Annotated in this window: 16 protein-coding genes; 6 read left to right on the top strand and 10 right to left on the bottom strand. The window is 70.4% G+C overall.

Annotated elements, in window-relative coordinates:
- Positions 1-32 precede the first annotated feature (32 nt).
- Positions 33-1,103, bottom strand: coding sequence for an aminotransferase class I/II-fold pyridoxal phosphate-dependent enzyme (locus VM681_01065; protein HVL86587.1), 1,071 nt, complete (start codon positions 1,101-1,103; stop codon positions 33-35).
- Between the two features lie 51 nt (positions 1,104-1,154).
- Between VM681_01065 and VM681_01070 the strand changes: the two genes are divergently transcribed.
- Complete coding sequence (locus VM681_01070) at positions 1,155-2,042, top strand: phosphatase PAP2 family protein (GenBank protein HVL86588.1); 888 nt, start codon at positions 1,155-1,157, stop codon at positions 2,040-2,042.
- A gap of 173 nt (positions 2,043-2,215) precedes the next feature.
- The gene (locus VM681_01075) at positions 2,216-2,593 is read left to right on the top strand and encodes a hypothetical protein (GenBank protein HVL86589.1); all 378 of its coding nucleotides are present in this window, start codon (positions 2,216-2,218) and stop codon (positions 2,591-2,593) included.
- Between the two features lie 15 nt (positions 2,594-2,608).
- On the opposite strand, the gene mce is transcribed toward VM681_01075, so the two are convergent.
- From mce to VM681_01110, 7 genes are all read right to left on the bottom strand, one after another.
- Positions 2,609-3,019 carry a methylmalonyl-CoA epimerase gene (gene mce / locus VM681_01080; GenBank protein HVL86590.1) on the bottom strand — a complete coding sequence of 137 codons (411 nt, stop codon included), beginning with the start codon at positions 3,017-3,019 and terminating at the stop codon, positions 2,609-2,611.
- 43 nt (positions 3,020-3,062) lie between these two features.
- Entirely contained in the window at positions 3,063-3,443 is a 381-nt protein-coding gene (locus VM681_01085) for a hypothetical protein (GenBank protein HVL86591.1), read from the bottom strand.
- Positions 3,440-5,560, bottom strand: coding sequence for a serine/threonine-protein kinase (locus VM681_01090; protein ID HVL86592.1), 2,121 nt, complete (start codon positions 5,558-5,560; stop codon positions 3,440-3,442). Before VM681_01090 ends, VM681_01085 begins: the two co-directional genes overlap by 4 nt.
- A 67-nt stretch (positions 5,561-5,627) precedes the next feature.
- Positions 5,628-5,981, bottom strand: a complete 354-nt coding sequence (locus VM681_01095) for a hypothetical protein (GenBank protein ID HVL86593.1) — start codon at positions 5,979-5,981, stop codon at positions 5,628-5,630.
- 29 nt (positions 5,982-6,010) lie between these two features.
- Entirely contained in the window at positions 6,011-8,182 is a 2,172-nt protein-coding gene (locus VM681_01100; GenBank protein HVL86594.1) for a serine/threonine-protein kinase, read from the bottom strand.
- Between the two features lie 77 nt (positions 8,183-8,259).
- On the bottom strand, positions 8,260-8,925 hold the full coding sequence (locus VM681_01105; GenBank protein HVL86595.1) for an FHA domain-containing protein: 666 nt from the start codon (positions 8,923-8,925) through the stop codon (positions 8,260-8,262).
- Positions 8,926-10,542 (bottom strand): methylmalonyl-CoA mutase family protein, encoded by a 1,617-nt coding sequence (locus VM681_01110; protein ID HVL86596.1) that lies wholly within the window; start codon positions 10,540-10,542, stop codon positions 8,926-8,928.
- 182 nt (positions 10,543-10,724) lie between these two features.
- Between VM681_01110 and VM681_01115 the strand changes: the two genes are divergently transcribed.
- From VM681_01115 to VM681_01130, 4 genes are read left to right on the top strand one after another with little or no spacing between them, the layout of a single operon-like run.
- Positions 10,725-11,123 carry a hypothetical protein gene (locus VM681_01115; GenBank protein ID HVL86597.1) on the top strand — a complete coding sequence of 133 codons (399 nt, stop codon included), beginning with the start codon at positions 10,725-10,727 and terminating at the stop codon, positions 11,121-11,123.
- Between the two features lie 57 nt (positions 11,124-11,180).
- Positions 11,181-12,689 carry an ATP-binding protein gene (locus tag VM681_01120; GenBank protein ID HVL86598.1) on the top strand — a complete coding sequence of 503 codons (1,509 nt, stop codon included), beginning with the start codon at positions 11,181-11,183 and terminating at the stop codon, positions 12,687-12,689.
- A gap of 1 nt (position 12,690) precedes the next feature.
- Positions 12,691-14,529, top strand: coding sequence for a VWA domain-containing protein (locus VM681_01125; protein HVL86599.1), 1,839 nt, complete (start codon positions 12,691-12,693; stop codon positions 14,527-14,529).
- 53 nt (positions 14,530-14,582) lie between these two features.
- The gene (locus tag VM681_01130; protein ID HVL86600.1) at positions 14,583-15,494 is read left to right on the top strand and encodes a hypothetical protein; all 912 of its coding nucleotides are present in this window, start codon (positions 14,583-14,585) and stop codon (positions 15,492-15,494) included.
- A gap of 7 nt (positions 15,495-15,501) precedes the next feature.
- On the opposite strand, the gene VM681_01135 is transcribed toward VM681_01130, so the two are convergent.
- Both VM681_01135 and VM681_01140 read right to left on the bottom strand, forming a co-directional pair.
- Complete coding sequence (locus tag VM681_01135) at positions 15,502-17,004, bottom strand: S8 family serine peptidase (GenBank protein ID HVL86601.1); 1,503 nt, start codon at positions 17,002-17,004, stop codon at positions 15,502-15,504.
- A 20-nt stretch (positions 17,005-17,024) separates the two neighbouring features.
- Positions 17,025-17,363 (bottom strand): hypothetical protein, encoded by a 339-nt coding sequence (locus VM681_01140; protein HVL86602.1) that lies wholly within the window; start codon positions 17,361-17,363, stop codon positions 17,025-17,027.
- Positions 17,364-17,576 lie beyond the last annotated feature (213 nt).

Below are 17,576 nucleotides of genomic sequence, written 5' to 3' on the forward strand. Positions count from 1 at the left end.
GAATCGCTTCTTGCCCAAAGCTCCTTTGCCCATCAGGCAAGGAGGCGGTCGATCGCCGCAAGCCCGCGCTCGACCTCGTCGCGCGGGCGGGCAAACCCGATCCGCAGGTGGCCGGGGATGCCAAGGAAGCTGCCGGGCGCGACGAGCGTGTCGTGCTCCAAAAGGAGCCGCTCGGCGAACTTCACGTCGTCGACTCCGTCGGGCAGCCGCGGCGCGCACGTGTTCCCGCCGGAGGGGCGGACGCACGCCAAGCGCGGTTGCCGCGCAAGCCAGGCCTCCACCGCGCGCCAACCGTCGTCACGCAGCCGGCGGTTGCGCGCGAGGATGGCGTCCCGCCGGGCAAGCGCCGACAGCGCGACGGCCTGGTCGAGCGGCGGGTTTGCGATCGTGAGGTAGGCCTTGATGCGGCGGCACCGGGCGACAAGCTCGGCGGGGCCGAGGATCCAGCCGACGCGGAGGCCCGGGAGGCCCCAGCTCTTCGTGAGCGTGTTCGTGACGACGAAGCGCTCGCCGAGGGGCCGCGCGCATGGAAGGTCGGAAAATGCAAGCTCGCGGAAGGCCTCGTCCACGAGCACGTAGGCGCCGGCTTCCTGCGCCATCGCGTGGACGGCCGCGAGCGCTCGGGCGTCGCAGGCCGCCCCCGTCGGGTTGTTCGCGTTCGTGAGGACGACGTAGCGGGCGCCCTGCCGCAGCTTCGCTTCGAGCGTGTCGAGGTCCAGCCGCCAGCCGTCCCCGTGCCGCCGCGGGAGCGCTTCCACCCGCGCGCCCAACGCCTGCGGCACGGCGGCAAGGGGCGGGTAGGTCGGGGTCTCGACGATCACGCGGTCGCCCGGTTCCACGAGCGCCAGGGCGACGAGAGCGTCGGCCTCGCTGCCTCCGATCGTCACGAGAACCTCGCTTGCGGTCACGCCGTAGGCGCGCGCGATCGCCTCGGTGAGGTCCGACCGGGCGGGCACCTCCCCGTAGCCGAACGACCCCGCCGGACCCGCGCCGGGAAGCTCGGAGACCGGTAGCGGAGCCACGCCGCTTGCGGCAAGAACCGTGCGCGCGCGCTCCTCGTGGCGGGAGAGCCACTCCTCCAGCGGGAACGGCGGAAACTGCATGCCGGTTGATCGGAACCGGACCGATAAACCTTATGCGCCCCTCGCGCGTGCGTGACGCCCGTGGAGACGATCGTCATCCTCCTGGCCGGGCACGCGGTCCTCATCGCCTTTGGCGTGCGGTTCCTTTCCGGGGCGCCGTTCCGGACGCGCATCGGCTACGAGATTCCCGATCCGGCCTTCCTGCGCGCGTGCCTTCCATGGATCGCGCTCTTTTGCCTCGTCCTCCTGGCCCACGTGGTCGAGATCCATTTCGACGTCTGGCTTGCCGAGGTCCTCGCGCTCGACTTCACGCGGGACATCCACGGGTTCGAGCGCGACCTTCCGGCCGCGTTCCAGTCGATCGTGCATCCCGTGCTCGACCTCCTGTTCGTCGGGATCTACATCTTCACGTACGTGTTCCTGATCTACTTCACGCCGGCGTTCTTCGTGCTGCACCGCGAGCGGCACAACCTGGCCCTGTACGTGTGCGCGTTTGCCATCGGCTGGCTTCTCGCGCTTCCCTTCTTCCTGTTCCTGCCCATGCACGATCCTTGGAGCGCGTCGCTGGAGCCCTGGTACGTCGGCACGCCCGTCGACTTCGGGCTTGGCCGCATCTGGCCCGACGTCCTCGAGGGATACTACCGCTTCACGTCGCCCAACAACGAGCTTCCGAGCTTCCACAGCCAGCTCTCCGCCATGTGCGCCGGCGTGGCCTGGTTGTCCGGCCACCGGCGGCTTGCGTACTTTGCCACCTTCTGCGCGCTCACGATCCCCATCACGAGCCTGTATCTTGGTCTCCATTGGCTCACGGACATCGGCGTGGGCCAGCTTTTCGCCGCCGTCTCTGTCGCGGCGGCCTGGCGCCTCACGCGGCCGCTGCGCGCGCAGGCGGTCGCCCTCGAGCCGCGGCCCGTTGCGGGGCCCCGCGAGCACGCGCCGGTCGAGGCTTCGACTCCCTAGCGATGGGGCGAAGGCCGGTCGGCCGCTTGCCCGGCGACGGGACGGCCTTTATGCGCGGCCGCCGGCCCGCTTGTAGCTGGCCGGTCGCGGGCCCACCGGCTGTCCCAATGCCTTCATTCATGCAGCCAGCCGGAGCCTAACTCCGATATCGGACGGAAGGGGAGCGATCAACCATGGAGACCCGAAGGGAAGCTGGGCGCGACGCGGAGGAGCGGGAAACGCAGACGCCGGGCGGGCGGACCGAGGGACGAGGCTTCGGCGGTTCGTCCCTCGACCGGTCGGAGATCGGCCGCCGGGGCGGTGAAGCGGTGAGCCGCAACCGCGACCACATGGCCGAGATCGGGAAGCGGGGAGGCCAGACCGTGAGCCGCAACCGCGACCACATGGCCGAGATCGGCCGCAAGGGCGGCCAGACGGTGAGCCGCAACCGCTCGCACATGGCGGAGATCGGACGCCGCGGCGGCGTGGCGCGCGGACGCCAGCTCTCGACGCGGCGCCCGGAGGGCGAACCCACGACCGGCGCGCAGGAGCCGGGCGAGGCCGAGGCCTAGGATCCCGCGGTCAGGCTACCGTCGGGCGGGCTGGACGAGCTCCACGAGCGCGCCTCCGGTGGATTTGGGGTGCAGGAACCCCACGAGGGAGCCTGCGGCCCCCGCGCGCGGAACGGCGTCGACCAAGCGCGCGCCGGCGGCCGCGGCCTCCGCGAGGGCGGCAGCGCAATCGTCCACCTCGAAGGCCACGTGATGCAGGCCGGGTCCGCGGGAGGCGAGAAACTTCCCCACGGGGCCCTGCGGGTCGAGCGTCTCCAGGCATTCGATCTTGGATTCGCCCACCGGGTAGAAGCGGACGGCCACGCGTTGGCTTGCGACGGTCTCGTCCTTCGTGGCCACGAGGCCAAGGAGGCCTTCCCAGACGGGCGAGGCGGCAGAAAGGCTCTCGACGGCAACGCCCACGTGATGGATCCGTAGGAGGCGCACGGGCGGCAAGCGGCGCTCCCGCCCAAATGCCTTGCGACGCCCGTCAGCCGTTTGCGAGGATGGCGTCGCAGTTGGGCCAGCAGGAAACGATCGTGCTCGCCTGCTGGTTGGACCCTTCGGGGAGGTCGTAGACGGCGCGGAACGTTCCAAGGAGCATGTCCCCGATGTGCGCGCGCAGAGGCTGGTCCGGGGCCGCGATGCCTTCGAAGACGAGCCGGCCGTCGGGCGCGTAGACCGAGAGCTTCGTGTTGCCGCGGTTCACCGTGAGCTCAAGCGACAGGCTTGCGGGCACGCTGAACGTCACGTCGACCGTGGTGTCTTTCTCGAACCGGAATTGGTACGTTTGGGTCGCGCTTGCGCTGCCCGGGACGACGAGCAGCGCAATCACAAGCAGGCACGTCGGGACGGTCGTTTGGGGTCTCATGGGGTCGCCTCCGTCGTTGGAACCGTGGGAACGTGGGGGCCGCGACCGGTGGGAACGGTCAGGGGCAGCGCGTGGGCCATCTCCCCTGCGCTTTGGAAGCGGAGGCGCGGATCCTTGCGCAGGCCCTTCTCGAGCCACGCGTTCATCTCCGGCGGAACGCCGGGCAGCGGAAGCCGGGGCGGCTCCTCCATGACGCGCCGCCGCATCTCGCCCGGATCCAGGCCGCGAAGCTCAAGGTAGGGGCGTGCTGCCAGCAGGAAGTACGCGATCGCGGCCACGCCGTACAGGTCGCTGCGGACGTCCGTGGCGCCGCCGGCGGCCTGCTCCGGGCTCATGTAGGCGGGCGTGCCGGGAAGCAGGCCCATCGCCGCAAGGCTCGTGCGGGCGCCCGGGACGAACGCGATTCCAAAGTCGACGATGCGCGGCATGCCGCGCGCGTCCAATACGACGTTGGCGGGCTTGAGATCGCGGTGGAGCACGCCCGCCGCGTGCACGGCGGCGAGAGCGTCGAGGATGCCGCCGCAGATCTCCGCAACGCGCTCGGGTGGCAGGGGACCGCGCGAGCCCACGAGGCGCTCGAGGTTGTCTCCCTCGACGTACTCGGTGACAAGGAACAGGGAATGCGGCGTCTCGAGGACGTCGTGCACCTGCACGACACCGGGATGGTCCACGGCGGCCGGCGCCTGGCCCTCCTGCAGGAACGATTCCCGCATGACCTCGCTTGCCGACCATGCCGGATGGAGCTGCTTGAGCACCACGTCGCGCCCGGCCTTCTCGTCCCGCGCGAGGAACACGCGGCCGAAGGCGCCTCGTCCCAGCATTCGCACGACGCGGTAGCGGGGCGGAAGATCCTCGAGGCCGCCCGACGCCGAAGGGTCGGCCTGCGAGCGGGCGAGGCTCTCCAGGACCTCGCAGTCGCGTCGCGTGAGCCCCATCGAGTCTTGAAGCGAGGAGAGCCACGCGCGCGTTTCGGGCGTCTGCAGGCTCGATTCCCGGACGGCCTGGATCGCGGAGGCTTGGTAGACCTCGAACTTCCGCCGCTCGATGGACGTGGGCTCCTCCGCGCGCAGCCACCGGCGCGCCGCGCCGTGGGCGGCGCCGCCGGCGATGAGGCCCGCCCCGACGCTTGCGGTGGCGGCGACGGTGGGGCCTGCCGCGACGCTTGCAGCCCCGACGAGTCCCGCGGCGGCCAGGCCCGCGGCCGGACCCACCGCGCGACGGAGGCGAAGCTCCAGGTCGAACAGCTGGTACTTGACGATCGCGTAGGCGACGATCGCAAGCCCCGCAAGCCGCCACAGGCCGGCCGAGTCCACGAGCGGAAGGCCGGCTAGGATCGGCGCGACGCTTCCCAACCCCACGATCGCGGGAACGCCAAGCCACGCCGCAAGCCACGGCGAGCCCACGGGGTCGCGCAGGAGCCGAACGGTGACGACTCCGACGACAAGCGCCCCCACCGCAAACAGGCCGACGTAGGCGGCAAGCGTGATCGGCCCAAGCGCCTGCTCCAGCACCGAATAGCGCGCAAGCGCCTCGGCCAGGTTGCGCGCGGTGGCGTACGCCACGTAGGCGCCAAGGCCGGCGAGGACGAGCCGCGCTTGGTCCCTTTCGATGGGGACGAGGTCGCCGCCGCGCAGGCTCCGCTCGAGCAGGAAGAGGGCGGCCACGAGCGCGCCGAACTGCGGAACGTGCAAAAGCCAGGGAGCAAGCGGGCCCCATTGCGCCGAGTAGCCGGTGGGACCGCCAAAGGCGCCCGCGAGCAGGAGCGGGTACGCGAAGATCACGAGGAGAACGGCCGCGACGGCGGGCGCAAGGAAGGGCGCAAGCGCGGCGCGCCGCATGGCCAGGGGACCCGTGGCGCGGGGGAAGACGGAGGCGAAGTAGAGGATGAACACGTACTGGGGGACGATGAAGGCGATCGAGAGGCCGTAGAGAATCGAGGCCGTGCGCTCGTCGGCGGCCGAGGCGGCCAAGTTCGACAGGACGACCTGCACGCCAAGGACGGCCGCGAAGGCCCCGAAGAACCGGCCGGGGGTGCGACGCTGCGTTCCGAGGAGGGCCGCCCCCAAGGCCGCCAGCATCACACCGGAAACGACGTTGAGCAGGGTGGCAGGCTCCACGGGATCGCCGCCACCGTACCCACTCCCGCTTTGGTTAAGAGGATGTATCGCAGGATCGGACGGACAGCTACCCGACGAAGAAGCAATCCGGCCAGCATTCGAACGTGCCTTGCGTCAGGGCGTCGCCGGAGGAGGTCGAGACCACAAGCGTCCACACCCCGGCGACGGCGTCGGACACGCCAATCGTCGCTGGTTGGCCGGGGGTTCCCGACGCCTGCGAATGCTCGACGCCCGAGGGCGTCAGCACCGAAATCGTCACGCCGCCCGTCGCGACCGACACGGACACGGCGATGGAGCCGATCGAGGCCAACTGGTATCCGACGGAATACGAGCCGGTGCCCGAGACGTCGTACGAAACGGCGCTTGCGCTCGCGCCTCCGGCGAGCACCACCTGCGCTGCGACGAGCAATCCGGCCAGCATGCAGCCGCGTCCGCGAGTTGTCCTGGGCGTCAATTGAGCACCGTCCTTAGCTCCACCGCGCGCGAGCGCGCGTGGTCGGAAAGGAAGGCCGCCATCTCGGCGGCGGATTGGAATCGCCGCGCCGGGTCCTTGGAGAGGCCCTTGGCAAGGAACCGCTCGACCCAGGCAGGCTGGCCCGCAGGGATGTCCGGCTCGGTGACCGCGATCGCGTTCCGGACTTCGGCGACCGAGCGCCCCTCGAGCTTCAGGTACGGGCGGCCGGTGATGGCGTAGTGGAACATGGCGGCGACGGCGTAGAGGTCGGAGCGGGCGTCCACGGGCCCGCCGATGGCCTGCTCGGGCGCCATGAAATGCGGCGTGCCGGGGGTCAATCCAAGCGAGGTGAGCGAGGGGTCCGCCTCGTCCGTGTGGGCGATGCCAAAGTCGGCGAGCTTGGCCCGGCCGCGCGCGTCGAGGAGCACGTTTGCCGGCTTGATGTCGCGGTGGCAGATGCGCTCGACGTGGATGGCCGCAAGGGCTCCCAGCACGTCGCGGATCACGGCCGACGCCTTGGCCGGAGGCAGCGGGCCCTCGCGGGCGACGAGCTCGTCGAGCGTGCCGCCCTCGACGTATTCGGTGACGAGGAAAAGGTCGTCGTCGTGGGCCACCACGTCGTGGATGCTCACGACGTTGGGATGCCGCACGCGGGCGAGGATGCGGGCCTCCCGCAGGAAGGCGGCGCGCACGGCTTCGGTCGTCGTCCAGGGCGGCAGGAGCTGCTTCACGACGACGCGCCGCTGCAGCGTGGAGTCCGTGGCGAGGTACACGCGACCGAAGGTCCCGTGGCCAAGCACGCGGTGGACGACGTACTTGTCCGGCAATCCCTGCGGATGGAGCCCGCGCTCGACGGCCGGGGGTCCGCGCTTCACGGCGGCGCGGGCCAGCGCCTCGATCACCCGGCATTCGCGGTCGGAGAGCCCAAGCGAGCGCTGCAGGTGCGAAAGCCACGTCCGCTCGTGCGACGAAACCTCGTTGCCCTCGCGCAGAAGCTGGATCATCGTCGCCTGGTAGACCTCGAGCTTGCGGCGGTAGAGCGCCTCGCGGGCGGCCGACTCGTCGGGCCAGAGGTGAGCGGCGAGCCGGTCGGCGGCAAGCCCCGCGCCAAGGCCGATCCCGGCGACGGCCAACGCCACGAGCGGAAGCTGGGCGAGCGCCACGTCGGGGGGGGCGCGCAGCGGCGCCAGCAGCGGCAAGGACAGGAGCGCGGCGCAGGCGCCCGCGCCCACGGGCACGGCGCGGCGCAGGCGCACGTCGAGGTCGAACAGCTGCCAGCGCAGGATCGCGTACATGACGATCGCGACGGCGGCAAGACGCCAGAGCCCGGCCGACTCGAGCAGGAACGGCGTGCGGAGCAGGATCCCGACGGCGGCCACCGAGGCCGGAAGCGCGATCGTCGCGAGCGCAAGTCCCGGCTCGCCGCGCGCCACCATGCCCGCTCCGGCCGCGGCCAGGATCACCGCGCTTGCGCCAAAGATGAGGAAGTAGGCCGACACGGTCTCGGGTCCCATGGCGGCGACGAAGGCGGGGAGGCCCGAGAGCGCCTGGCCCAGCGCGTGGACCACGGCAAACGAGAGGTAGAGGCAAAGGGCGACCGCCACCAAGCGCGCCTGCTCGCGCTCGTGGTGGGCAAGCGGTTGGCGCGAAGCGCGGTCCATGGCCCAGAGGGCAAGGAAGAACGCCGCCATGCGCGGCAGATGGACAAGCCACGGAGCGAGGCCCCCCCAGGTCGCGTTCCAGGCGCCCGGCGCGCCCCGCACGCCGGAGAGCAGCGTGTCGGGCGCAACTGCGATGGCCACGGCCGCCGCGGCGGCGGGCGACAGCGCGAGCACGAGAGCGCGGTTGTCCGCTCCAAGGAGCCCCCCGCGGTGCGGGAAGATCGACACGAAGTAGGCCAGGAAGACATACTGCGGCACGAGGAACGCGATCGACAGCAGGTACAGGCGGTGCGCAAGCTCGGGCGTGGGCGCCATGGCCGCGCCGTTGGTGACAAGCACCTGCGCGCCCCACGCCACGGCGAAAGCGCCAAAGAACGCGTTGAAGGGCCGGCTGGGGCGGACGAGGAGGTAGGCACCCAGCACCGCAAGCGGAATGCCCGAAACTGCGTTGAGAAGCAACGTCTGGTCGATCGTTCTCCCCCCGGGGCCGCGTTGGCGGCCGTCCACGAAGAGCCTGGCGGGTCAATAACGTGCTGTCACAACCCGAGGGACAAACAGACGACGCCGCCAGGGCCGAGTAGCCTTCAACCCGAGGGCGGGGGAATCACCGACTGAAAGACGAGGAGGTTGCGACCAACCCCGACCACGTCGCCGGGCAAAAGCGCGCGAAAGCCGCCCGGCGGCAGCCGGCGCCAGTTGACGTACGTTCCGTTTCGGCTGAACAGATCGACCACGCCGATCTCGCCGCGCACGCGCGTCACCTCCGCGTGCTCGCCCGAGGTGTACGTGTCGAATTCGAGCGAAAGGTCGCACGCGCGGTCGCGGCCGATCCGGACGCGCTCTTGGTTCTCCAGACGCGCCTCCTGCCCGATGTGGGGCCCGTGCACGACGATAAGCCGCGGCGAAACGCCGACGGGCGCCACGTCGGTCGGCGGCTTGGGCAGAAGAGCCGTGCGACCGACGAGCGGATCGACGGCCGGCTCGGGCGAGACGACCCGCCAGAGCATCTCCTGCAGGTTGAACATGCGCTCGGCGACGACGTAGCCTTCGAGCGTGAGGAATCCGGCTTCGACGAGGGCGTCCACGCGCCGCCGATCCTCCGGCGGGATCGGGGACGGCGGCGCGCCCGACCGGCGCGCGGCGATGGCGCCCAGCACGCGCAGCGTCTCCGGGTCGGCCAGCACGGCAAGCGACTCCGACAGACGCTCAAGGAAGCGCGGGTCGGTCACGACGGGATCGGTCGGCGACATTCAGGCGCCCCCCGGGGGTTCGTACTCGCCGAACACCTCGCGGAGCGCGCCGCAGATCTCGCCCGTGGTCGCGCGGATCCGCGCGCAGGCGACGATCGCGGGAAGGAGGTTGTCCTCGCGGCGTGCGGCCGCGGCAAGCTCCGACAGGGCGCTTTGCACGGACCCGGCGTCCCGGCGCGCACGCAGCGCGGCGACAGCCTCCCGCGCGCGCTCCTCCACGGCGGCGCCGATCCGCAGGAGCGCCGGCGGCTCCTCGTCCGTCGCCGCGTGCGCGTTCACGCCCACGACCGCGCGCGTGCCCTCCTCGACGGCCCGCTGGTGAAGGTACGCGGACTCGTGGATGCGCCGTTGCATCCAGCCCCGCTCGATCGCGGAGAGGACGCCGCCCTGCGCATCGATGTCGGCGATCAGGCTCGTGGCCTCCTCCTCCAGGTCGTCCGTGAGCCGCTCCAGGAAAAAGGAGCCGCCGCAAGGGTCGACCGTCGAGGCCACCCCCGATTCGTGCGCGATCACCTGCTGGCTGCGAAGGGCGATGCGCGCGGCCTTCTCGGCGGGAAGGGCAAGCGCCTCGTCGAAGCTGTTCGTGTGAAGCGACTGGCAACCTCCCAGCACGGCCGCCAGGGCCTGGATCGTCACGCGCACGATGTTGTTCTCCGGCTGCTGGGCGGTGAGCATCGAGCCGGCCGTCTGCGCGTGGAAGCGCAGCATGCGCGAGCGCGGGTCCTTTGCGCCAAACTCCTTGGCCATGATGCGGTCCCACATGCGCCGCGCCGCGCGGAACTTCGCGATCTCCTCGAAAAGGTCGTTGTGCGCATTGAAGAAGAAGGAGATGCGCGGCGCAAAGGCGTCCACGGGAAGCCCGCGGGCCACGGCGGCGCGGACGTACTCGCGGCCGTGCGCAAGCGTGAAGCCGAGCTCCTGCGCGGCCGTGGCGCCCGCCTCGCGGATGTGGTAGCCGGAGACGGAGATCGTGTTCCAGCGCGGGACGTTGCGCGCGCAGTACTCCATCACGTCGACCGTGAGGCGCAGGCTTGGCGCCGGCGGGAAGATGTAGGTGCCGCGCGCGACGTACTCCTTGAGGATGTCGTTCTGGACCGTGCCGCCACAATCGGCCTGCGCAAAGCCCTGCTCCATGGCCGTGACGAGGTAGTAGGAGAGAAGCACGGAGGCGGGCGCGTTGATCGTCATGGACGTCGTGACGTCGCGAAGCGGGATCCCGTCGAAGAGACGCCTTGCGTCTTCGACGCTTGCGACCGAGACCCCGACGCGGCCCACCTCCCCAAGCGACCGCGGATCGTCCGGGTCGAGGCCGATCTGCGTCGGAAGGTCGAAGGCGACCGACAGGCCCGTCGTGCCGTGCGACAGGAGGTACCGGTAGCGCGCGTTGCTCTCCTCGGCCGTCGCGTAGCCCGCGTACTGCCGCATCGTCCAGAGCCGACCGCGGTACATGGTGGGCTGCACGCCGCGCGTGAAGGGCGCCGCGCCCGGAAAGCCGAGCTTGCGCGCGGGATCGAAGCCCCGAAGGTCGTCGGGGCCGTAGACCCGCTCGACCGCGCGGCCCGAGAACGTCGCGAAAGGCCCCGGCCGCTCCGGCGAGCGACGGAGGTGCGTCTCCAGGGTCTCCTTGGCCCAACGGGCGCGCGGCCGCGGCGCCGTCCCCTTGGCCGCGCGCGCAGGCTTCTTGGCCGGCGTTCGCCTCCCCCGGGTCACGTCCGCCTCAAATTATCCCTTCTTCATATACCTTCGGAGGTACCCGCTTCGCACGAAACCTTTAGGAAACGAAGGCGCGTGCACGCGGCGTGGACCCCTTGCCCGCAAGCGCGACGGCGAGTGCGCCGCCGGCGCGCCATGACATTCGCTTCCGCTGGAAACCCATCGCCATGGGCTTCGGTTGGATCGCGCTGGGCCTCCTCGCCTTCGTCACGATCCCGTCGCTCTTCGCGCCGTCGTCCGGGCCCGTCCCCTCGGGCGGGCAGGCGCTGGGACTTGGCGTAAGCGTGATCCTCGTCCTGCTCGGGACGCTTGAGATCGTCATCAGCAACTCGGGCCCGTTCCTGTACGCGCTCTACGGCGAGCAGGGATTCGAGCGCCTGGGCGCCGATTCCTGCCCCATCATCGTCCGCTGCAAGTCCTGCCAGTACGTCAACATGCGAGGCCGCGCGGCGTGCGCGCAGTGCAAGACCTCGCTCGCAGGGTGAGGCCGCAAGCGCCAGAGTTTAAGTGCAAAAAGCCCCTCGCCAAGGCGGTCGAACCCGATGGCCGCCGTGACCGCAAAGACGCTTTTGGAACAGCAGCAGCGCCCGCGACTTCCTCGCGACGTCCTGCGCGACACGATCCGCGAGCGCCTGTCCGAGCTTCGGGGCAAAGGCCACGCGGAGGCCGAGGCCTACCAGACGCTCTTCCCGCGCACGATCCTCGACGACGACGTCCTCGAGGTGCTCACCGCCTCGCTCCTCTCGGGCGCAAACCTCCTCGTGCTTGGCCCGCCCGGCTCCGGCAAGACGAGCCTTGCCAAGGACGTCTGGGAGCTCTTTCCCAAGGAGGTCCTCGCCGTGGAGGGCTGCCCCGTCCAGGACGATCCCTTCTCGCTCATCGACCGCGACTTCGCGCGTCTCGTGCCGCCGTGCCCGTACTGCCGCGTGCGGCACGGCGGCGTCTCGCTGAAGACGCTTGGGCACTTCGACCCCGCCGCCGTCGACCCCGCCTCGGTGCCCGTCGCCAAGATCCGGCTTCGCGAAGGCTACGGCCTCGCGCGCATCCAGGGCTCGCCCGAGGTCTTCCCGGACAACCTCACGGGCACGATCAACCTCGCCAAGCTCGAGGAGATCGGCGACCCGACAAGCCCGCTTGTGTTCGAGCCGGGGAAGCTCCTGCAGGCCAACCGCGGCCTCCTCCTCATCGACGAGATCGGGAAGCTCCCCCGCGGCACCCAGAACGTGCTCCTGCAGGCGCTCCAGGAGAACATCGTCTCGCCCGCGAAGACGCGCGAGACCTTCCCCGCGAGCTTTGTCGCCATCACGACGAGCAACCTTGGCGACCTCGACAACGTGAACGAGCCCCTCTCCGATCGCTTGGCCAACCTCCACGTGCCCTTCAACCGGAGCCCCGCCAAGAACCGCCGCATCGTCGACATGGCGCTTGCCGGCCAGGACGAGGTGTGGGTTTCAGGCGTGCTCCGCGACGCCGCCGTCGTCCTCGTCCAGGACTGGCGCCGCGCGGCCGAGGGCGTGCGCGAGCTCGACGAGGTCGGAAGCAACCGCGCGATGGTCGAGATCCTCCGCCGAAGCGCGAGCTACGCGCTGCTTGACGCGCGCGCCGAGGCCTCCTCGACCGACTTCCGGCGCGGGGCCGCCGACGCCATGCGCGGCCGCATCCGCGCCCGCGGCGGCGAGTCGTGGGACGAGAACCGCGCCACCGTGGACGCCTTCCTCGAGCGCCACTGGAAGGAGGCCGGCCGCCGCGCCGCCGTCGCATGGTGGTGCGGCTTCTTCGAGAACGAGCTCAAAGGCGACAAGGCCGAGGCCGAGCGCGTCATCCGCGAAGCGCGCGAGACGCTGCGGACGCCCGAGTCGGCGCAGAAGGCGCTGGCGGGCGACGGCGCGAAGACCAAGCGCCTGGCCGGCTGGGTGAGGTCCGTGGAGACGAGCGTGGCGAAAGCCGACCTTGCGGCCCGCACCCGGCACGTCTTCCGGCTGCTCGAGGACTTCGGCACGTTCGAGCGGACGGACTGGACCGAGCAGCTCGCCGCCGCGCAGAAGGCGTGAGATGACGCGCGTCGAGCTTCCCTCGTGCGACGCGGTCGACACCGCCTTCGAGCTCACGCCCGAGCAGAAGCGAGAGCTCGTGGCGCGCCTGGCCCGCGAGGGCCCAGGCGCGCTCGACGCGTGGCTTGCCGAGCGGTCCGGGAAGGACTCCTACCTCGCCGCCAAGCTCGCAAAGGCCCGCGCCGAGATCGAGCGCCGCGCCAAGGAGCTCACCGAGCGCCTCGCCGCCGAGTTCGAGGAGCGGCGCACGCGCGTCCGCAGCGCCCACGAGCAGGAGGCCGCGCGCTACGAGCAGGCGCGCGAGGGCGTGCGGCAGGAGATTCGGCTCCTCCAGGCCACGCACGACGAGCGCCTGGCCGAGGTCCTGCGTCAGTGGGAGGACGACGTGACGGCCGCGGAGGCAAAGATTCGTGGATTCACGAAATTACGAATCATGGTCGTGGCGTTCCTGCGCTGGCTCTGGCGCCTTCTCACCTGGCCCTTCCGCGCGCTCGCCCGCGGCGCCCGCGAGGAGGTCCGGGGGCGGCGCGAGCGCGTGCTTGCGCTTCTCCCAGGCCGCGGCGCCGGCGTCGCGCTTTCCTCCGACGCGCTCGCGCGCGCAGCGCTTGCGAACCCCTCGCTCCGCTCGCGCCTGGCCTCGCGCCTCGACGCGATGACCGCGCGGGAGCGCATGCGCTTCCTGTGGCGCCGCATGCTGGGCCTCGAGAACTACGGCACGCTTGCCATGGCGCTCATGGAGGAGAGCCTGCGGCAGCGCGAGCGCGAGATCGGCGAGGCCGAGGCCGCCATGTCGCGCCGCCTCGAGGAGCTCTCCGAGGAGGAATCGGCCGCGCGCGGGAAGCGCGAGCAGGAGCTCGAGGCGCTCTGGAAGCGGCGCGAGGAGGAGATGCAAAAGCTCGCGGAGCGCCTGCGCGACGCGCCGCGCGAGAAGGTCAGGAACGACCTCGTGGCCGCGCTTGAGGACTCGGGCCTCGTCCGGCAGCGAGGCGGGGAGATCGCGATCACAAGCCGCCTCGTGGACCGCTTCAGCGAGATCGTGTACGCGGAGGAGCTCGCGGCGATGCCCGCCTCGCGCCACGCCACGCTGGGCGGGCAGGAGGAGGGCGAGGGCATCTACGAGAAGGAGCGCATGCTCTCCGTCTACGAGCTCTCCCGCATGGACCTCGTCGAAAGCAAGATCCAGGCGCGCGTGCGCCACCCCCACGTGCGGCACATCTTCGACGACGACATCCTCGTGTACCGCGAGTGGCGCTCGTCGTCCACGCACGTCGTGATCGTCTTCGACCGGTCGGGTTCGATGGAGGAGAACGAGCGCCTCGACGCGGCCAAGCGCGCCGTGCTCGTGCTGCACCGCGCGGCCAAGCGCGCCTCGCCGGACAACCGCGTGGACGTGATCGAGATGGAGACCTCCGTCCGCAAGGTGGATCTCCTCGACACGTGGCTTGCCAAGCCCAGGGGATTCACGAACACAGGCGGCGCCTTGCGGCTTGCCGCCGAGATGCTGGAGTCCTCGCGCGCCGACCGGCGCATCGTGTACCTCATCACCGACGGGCTTCCGGAGGCTCGGACGGAGAAGGGGCAGGACTTCGCCGACCGTCCCGAGCGCTGCCTCGACTACGCGCTGCGGCAGGCCCGGCGGCTTCGCGACCTCCGCGGCGTGCAGCTCATGGTCGTGCTGCTCGAGCCCCAGGACGCGATGTTCGTGGAGGCCGCCCAAGCCATCGCCGCCGAGGTGGACGGAACCGTCGTCGAGACCGATCCGGCGGCGCTTGTTCGCGAGGTGTTCGTGGACTTCGACGCCCGATTGGCCGTCGGGGCCTCCGCAAGCGCAGCGCCCTAGGGCCCTCCGCCGCCATTCGAAAACGTTTTACTCGGGTCCCCGGATGCCCGCCCATGCGCAAAGTCGCCGTCGCGCTCGCCGGAATGCTTGCTTTCTCGGGTCTTGCCGTCGCCCAGGACGCCTCGCAGATGTCGGCGACCGGGATTCTCCGTTTCTCCTCCATCGAGGAGGCTCGGTTTGTGGTCCACGTCTCCTTCGCGGGCGAGATGGCTTCGTTCTTCCGCGGCCTCATCGACACGGACCAGGACGGGAACGTCTCGCAGGCCGAGGCGGACGCGTTTGCCGACGAAGCGGGCGATCCGTCGACGCAGGACGCCGACGCGGACTTGGACGGCATTGCCTTCGAGCTGGGCGAGCCCACGTCAAACTGGACGGGCCTTGTGGGACCGGTCGATTCGGGAGAGCCCCTCGTCTTCACGAGCGAGCGCACCGGCACGCTTGCACAGGCGCCGGGCGCCGGACCCATGCACACGCTTGTCCTTCGGTCCGACGACCCGGAGGAAACGGATCTAACCGTCGTCTTCCAGGCGTCTTCCGGCGCGTGCGCAAACGTGGACGCCGGCCCCAACGCCCAGCCGGGACAGGCGAAGCTCACGGTCGTCCTGCCGCCCGGCTACGCCATCCTCAATGTAAGTGGCGGGGAGCAGCTTGACGCGTGCCGCGCCGTCAAGGTCACGGACCTGCCCCAGGACGACGGCACGGGCGACGGCGGGGACGATGGGACGGGCGGCGACGGCGACGACGGTACGGGCGATGAGGACGACTCCGGCAACGAGGACGACTCCGGAAACCAGAACGACCAGGGCAATCAGAATCAGAACAACCAGAACGACAACCAGAACAACACGCAGAACAACGACAGCGGGCGCCAACAGCAGCAGACCCGCACGCCCGGCTTTGCGCCTTTGGCGGTGCTTGGCGCCGCTGGCGCCGTTGCGTTGCTGGCGCGCCGGCGCCAAGCGTAGTCCGTCGTCAGCGGATGGCGCCGGTCCACGGATGGGCGCCCGCGCAGCGCCAGGCGGCCCCGACGAGGTGGCCCCGCGAAAGGTCGAGCGCGGCCACGACGGCCGCATGCGCATCGAGCAGGCCGTGCCCGCGCGCATGGTGCGAGCCGTCGAAGCGGCTGTCGTTGTGGCCAGTCGCGTAGGGGCCTCCCGATCCGGCGGCGTCGAACTTGTGGGCGGTCTGCTCGAGGAGGCACTCGACCTCTGCGGGCCCGAGCGCGGGATGCGCCTGCAGGACGAGAGCGACGGCTCCGGCCACGTGCGGCGCGGCCATGCTCGTGCCGCTTGCCTCGAAGTAGAGTTGGCCCGCGCGCGCTTGCCCCATGCCTCCGGCGGAGACGATGGCCGTGCCGGGCGCCGACAGGTCGGGCCAGGTCCGGTTGTCGGAGGCGTTGCCGCGCGAGGAGCTCGCGGAAAGGCGGCCGGAGCGCGTGCCGGAGTCGAGGTCGTCGTAGTCCGCGACGCCAAGCACGCCTTCCGGGCCGCATTGCGGCTGGGTTCGGACGTTGTTCGCCGTCCCATCGCCGCCGAGGTTGCCCGCGCTGAAGACCATGACGATGCCGCGCTCGAGGACGAGCTTCTGCTGCAGGCGGGACAGCGTGATCGTTGGATCGCATGGGCCGTGCGCGTATCCCCAGGAGTTCGTCACGACCCGTATCGGCGGGGTCACCGCGTGGCCGTGTTCGTAGACCCATTCCCAGGCCTTCGCGTAGTACCATGAGCCAGCACCGAACGGAAAACCCAAGGACGCAGACGGCCGGCCGTGATCGCCGAAACCCACGAGGGACGCGCCGGGCGCCGCGCCGCGGTGCTTGCCAAGCGAAGCCGCTCCCGTCCCCGCGACGATTCCGGCCACATGGTTTCCATGCGTCGTGAAGAGCCCCGTCGCTGGCGCGTCGATCCACGCGTCGACGCGGCCGGCGAAGGGGTCCGCGGACGGATAGGAGTTTGGCGCGAGCGAGAGGGGATACAGGTTGCGAACGACCTTCGTCCGATAGGGGAGGTCGGGATGATGGGCATTGAGCCCGACGTCCACGACGGCGACCGTGATTCCGTTCCCGTCGATCACGTTGCCCGCGTCGTCGCGCAACGGCGCGAGCCCCAGCGACGCGGCCGCGGCGTCGTCCCACACGGCTTTCGCGCGGCTTGCAAGCGTTGCGCTCGCGAGATCGTAGGTCACGGGCGAAAGCGTCTCGACGCGCAGCACGCCCGGTGCGCCCGCGAGGGCCGCAAGCGCATCGGGCGAGCCGGCGACGAGAGCAGCGGGGACCACGCGGAGGGTGTCGAGGACGTTGAGTCCCAGAGCCTGGGCGGCGGCAACCCCTGCCCGTTGCGACTCGGGCGAAAGCTGGACAATCGCAAGCCGCGCCCCGTCGTTTGCGTGGCCCCACGCAGGATTCAAGATGCCGCCAAGCATCATCGCGAGCACGGCAAGCATGGGGACGGCAAGCGGGGCGCGGCAGGAAGGCATCGTCTTCGCCCCCGTTGCCCCTAGCTGCAGTGGTACGTCTCGTAGTACTTGTACTTCGTAGCTGTCTTCTTCTTCTCGCCGTCGTCCCACTCGTAGCTGCTTTCGGCGGCGTAGTAGTGACGCTTCGTGTAGCAGTGCTTCTCGCGCGTGCAGCTCCCGCAAGAATACGGTCCGCTGTGGCTGTCCGTGTCTTCGTCCTGCTCGCCGTAGAGCGTCGTTTCGAGGACATCCTCGGCAACGACCCATGCCTCGTCCCCAGCAAGAATGGCGTCGTCGACCACGAGGAACGGATCTGCGACCTCGAATTGCGCCTGCGCGGGCGCCGTTGAAAGGACGAGGCTCGCGAGCAACGAAGCCATGGCAATTCGCGAAACGCGGCCCATCGGATTCCAGATTCCTTGCATGCGTTCAGGCACTCCGCGCACTTGCGCGTCGTCGAGATGCGCGCTGACGGATGATGCGGTTTTTCCGAACCCGCATTTCCATGCCGCTTGGCCTAGCACGCCTCTTTCCCGTTTCTTCCGAACCTGCGTTAACGCGCGCCCCCGCCGGACCGCAACGCTTAAGTGACC

Source organism: Candidatus Thermoplasmatota archaeon, assembly GCA_035541015.1.
GTDB lineage: Archaea > Thermoplasmatota > SW-10-69-26 > JACQPN01 > JAIVGT01 > DATLFM01.

Bases quoted from the DNA above. Each gene is read 5' to 3' on its own strand.
- VM681_01065 (HVL86587.1), bottom strand. From the start codon at position 1,103: ATGCAGTTTCCGCCGTTCCCGCTGGAGGAGTGGCTCTCCCGCCACGAG.
- VM681_01120 (HVL86598.1), top strand. From the start codon at position 11,181: ATGGCCGCCGTGACCGCAAAGACGCTTTTGGAACAGCAGCAGCGCCCG.
- VM681_01095 (HVL86593.1), bottom strand. From the start codon at position 5,981: ATGCTGGCCGGATTGCTCGTCGCAGCGCAGGTGGTGCTCGCCGGAGGC.
- VM681_01125 (HVL86599.1), top strand. From the start codon at position 12,691: ATGACGCGCGTCGAGCTTCCCTCGTGCGACGCGGTCGACACCGCCTTC.
- VM681_01135 (HVL86601.1), bottom strand. From the start codon at position 17,004: ATGCCTTCCTGCCGCGCCCCGCTTGCCGTCCCCATGCTTGCCGTGCTC.
- VM681_01130 (HVL86600.1), top strand. From the start codon at position 14,583: ATGCGCAAAGTCGCCGTCGCGCTCGCCGGAATGCTTGCTTTCTCGGGT.
- VM681_01075 (HVL86589.1), top strand. From the start codon at position 2,216: ATGGAGACCCGAAGGGAAGCTGGGCGCGACGCGGAGGAGCGGGAAACG.
- VM681_01105 (HVL86595.1), bottom strand. From the start codon at position 8,925: ATGTCGCCGACCGATCCCGTCGTGACCGACCCGCGCTTCCTTGAGCGT.
- VM681_01140 (HVL86602.1), bottom strand. From the start codon at position 17,363: ATGGCTTCGTTGCTCGCGAGCCTCGTCCTTTCAACGGCGCCCGCGCAG.
- VM681_01085 (HVL86591.1), bottom strand. From the start codon at position 3,443: ATGAGACCCCAAACGACCGTCCCGACGTGCCTGCTTGTGATTGCGCTG.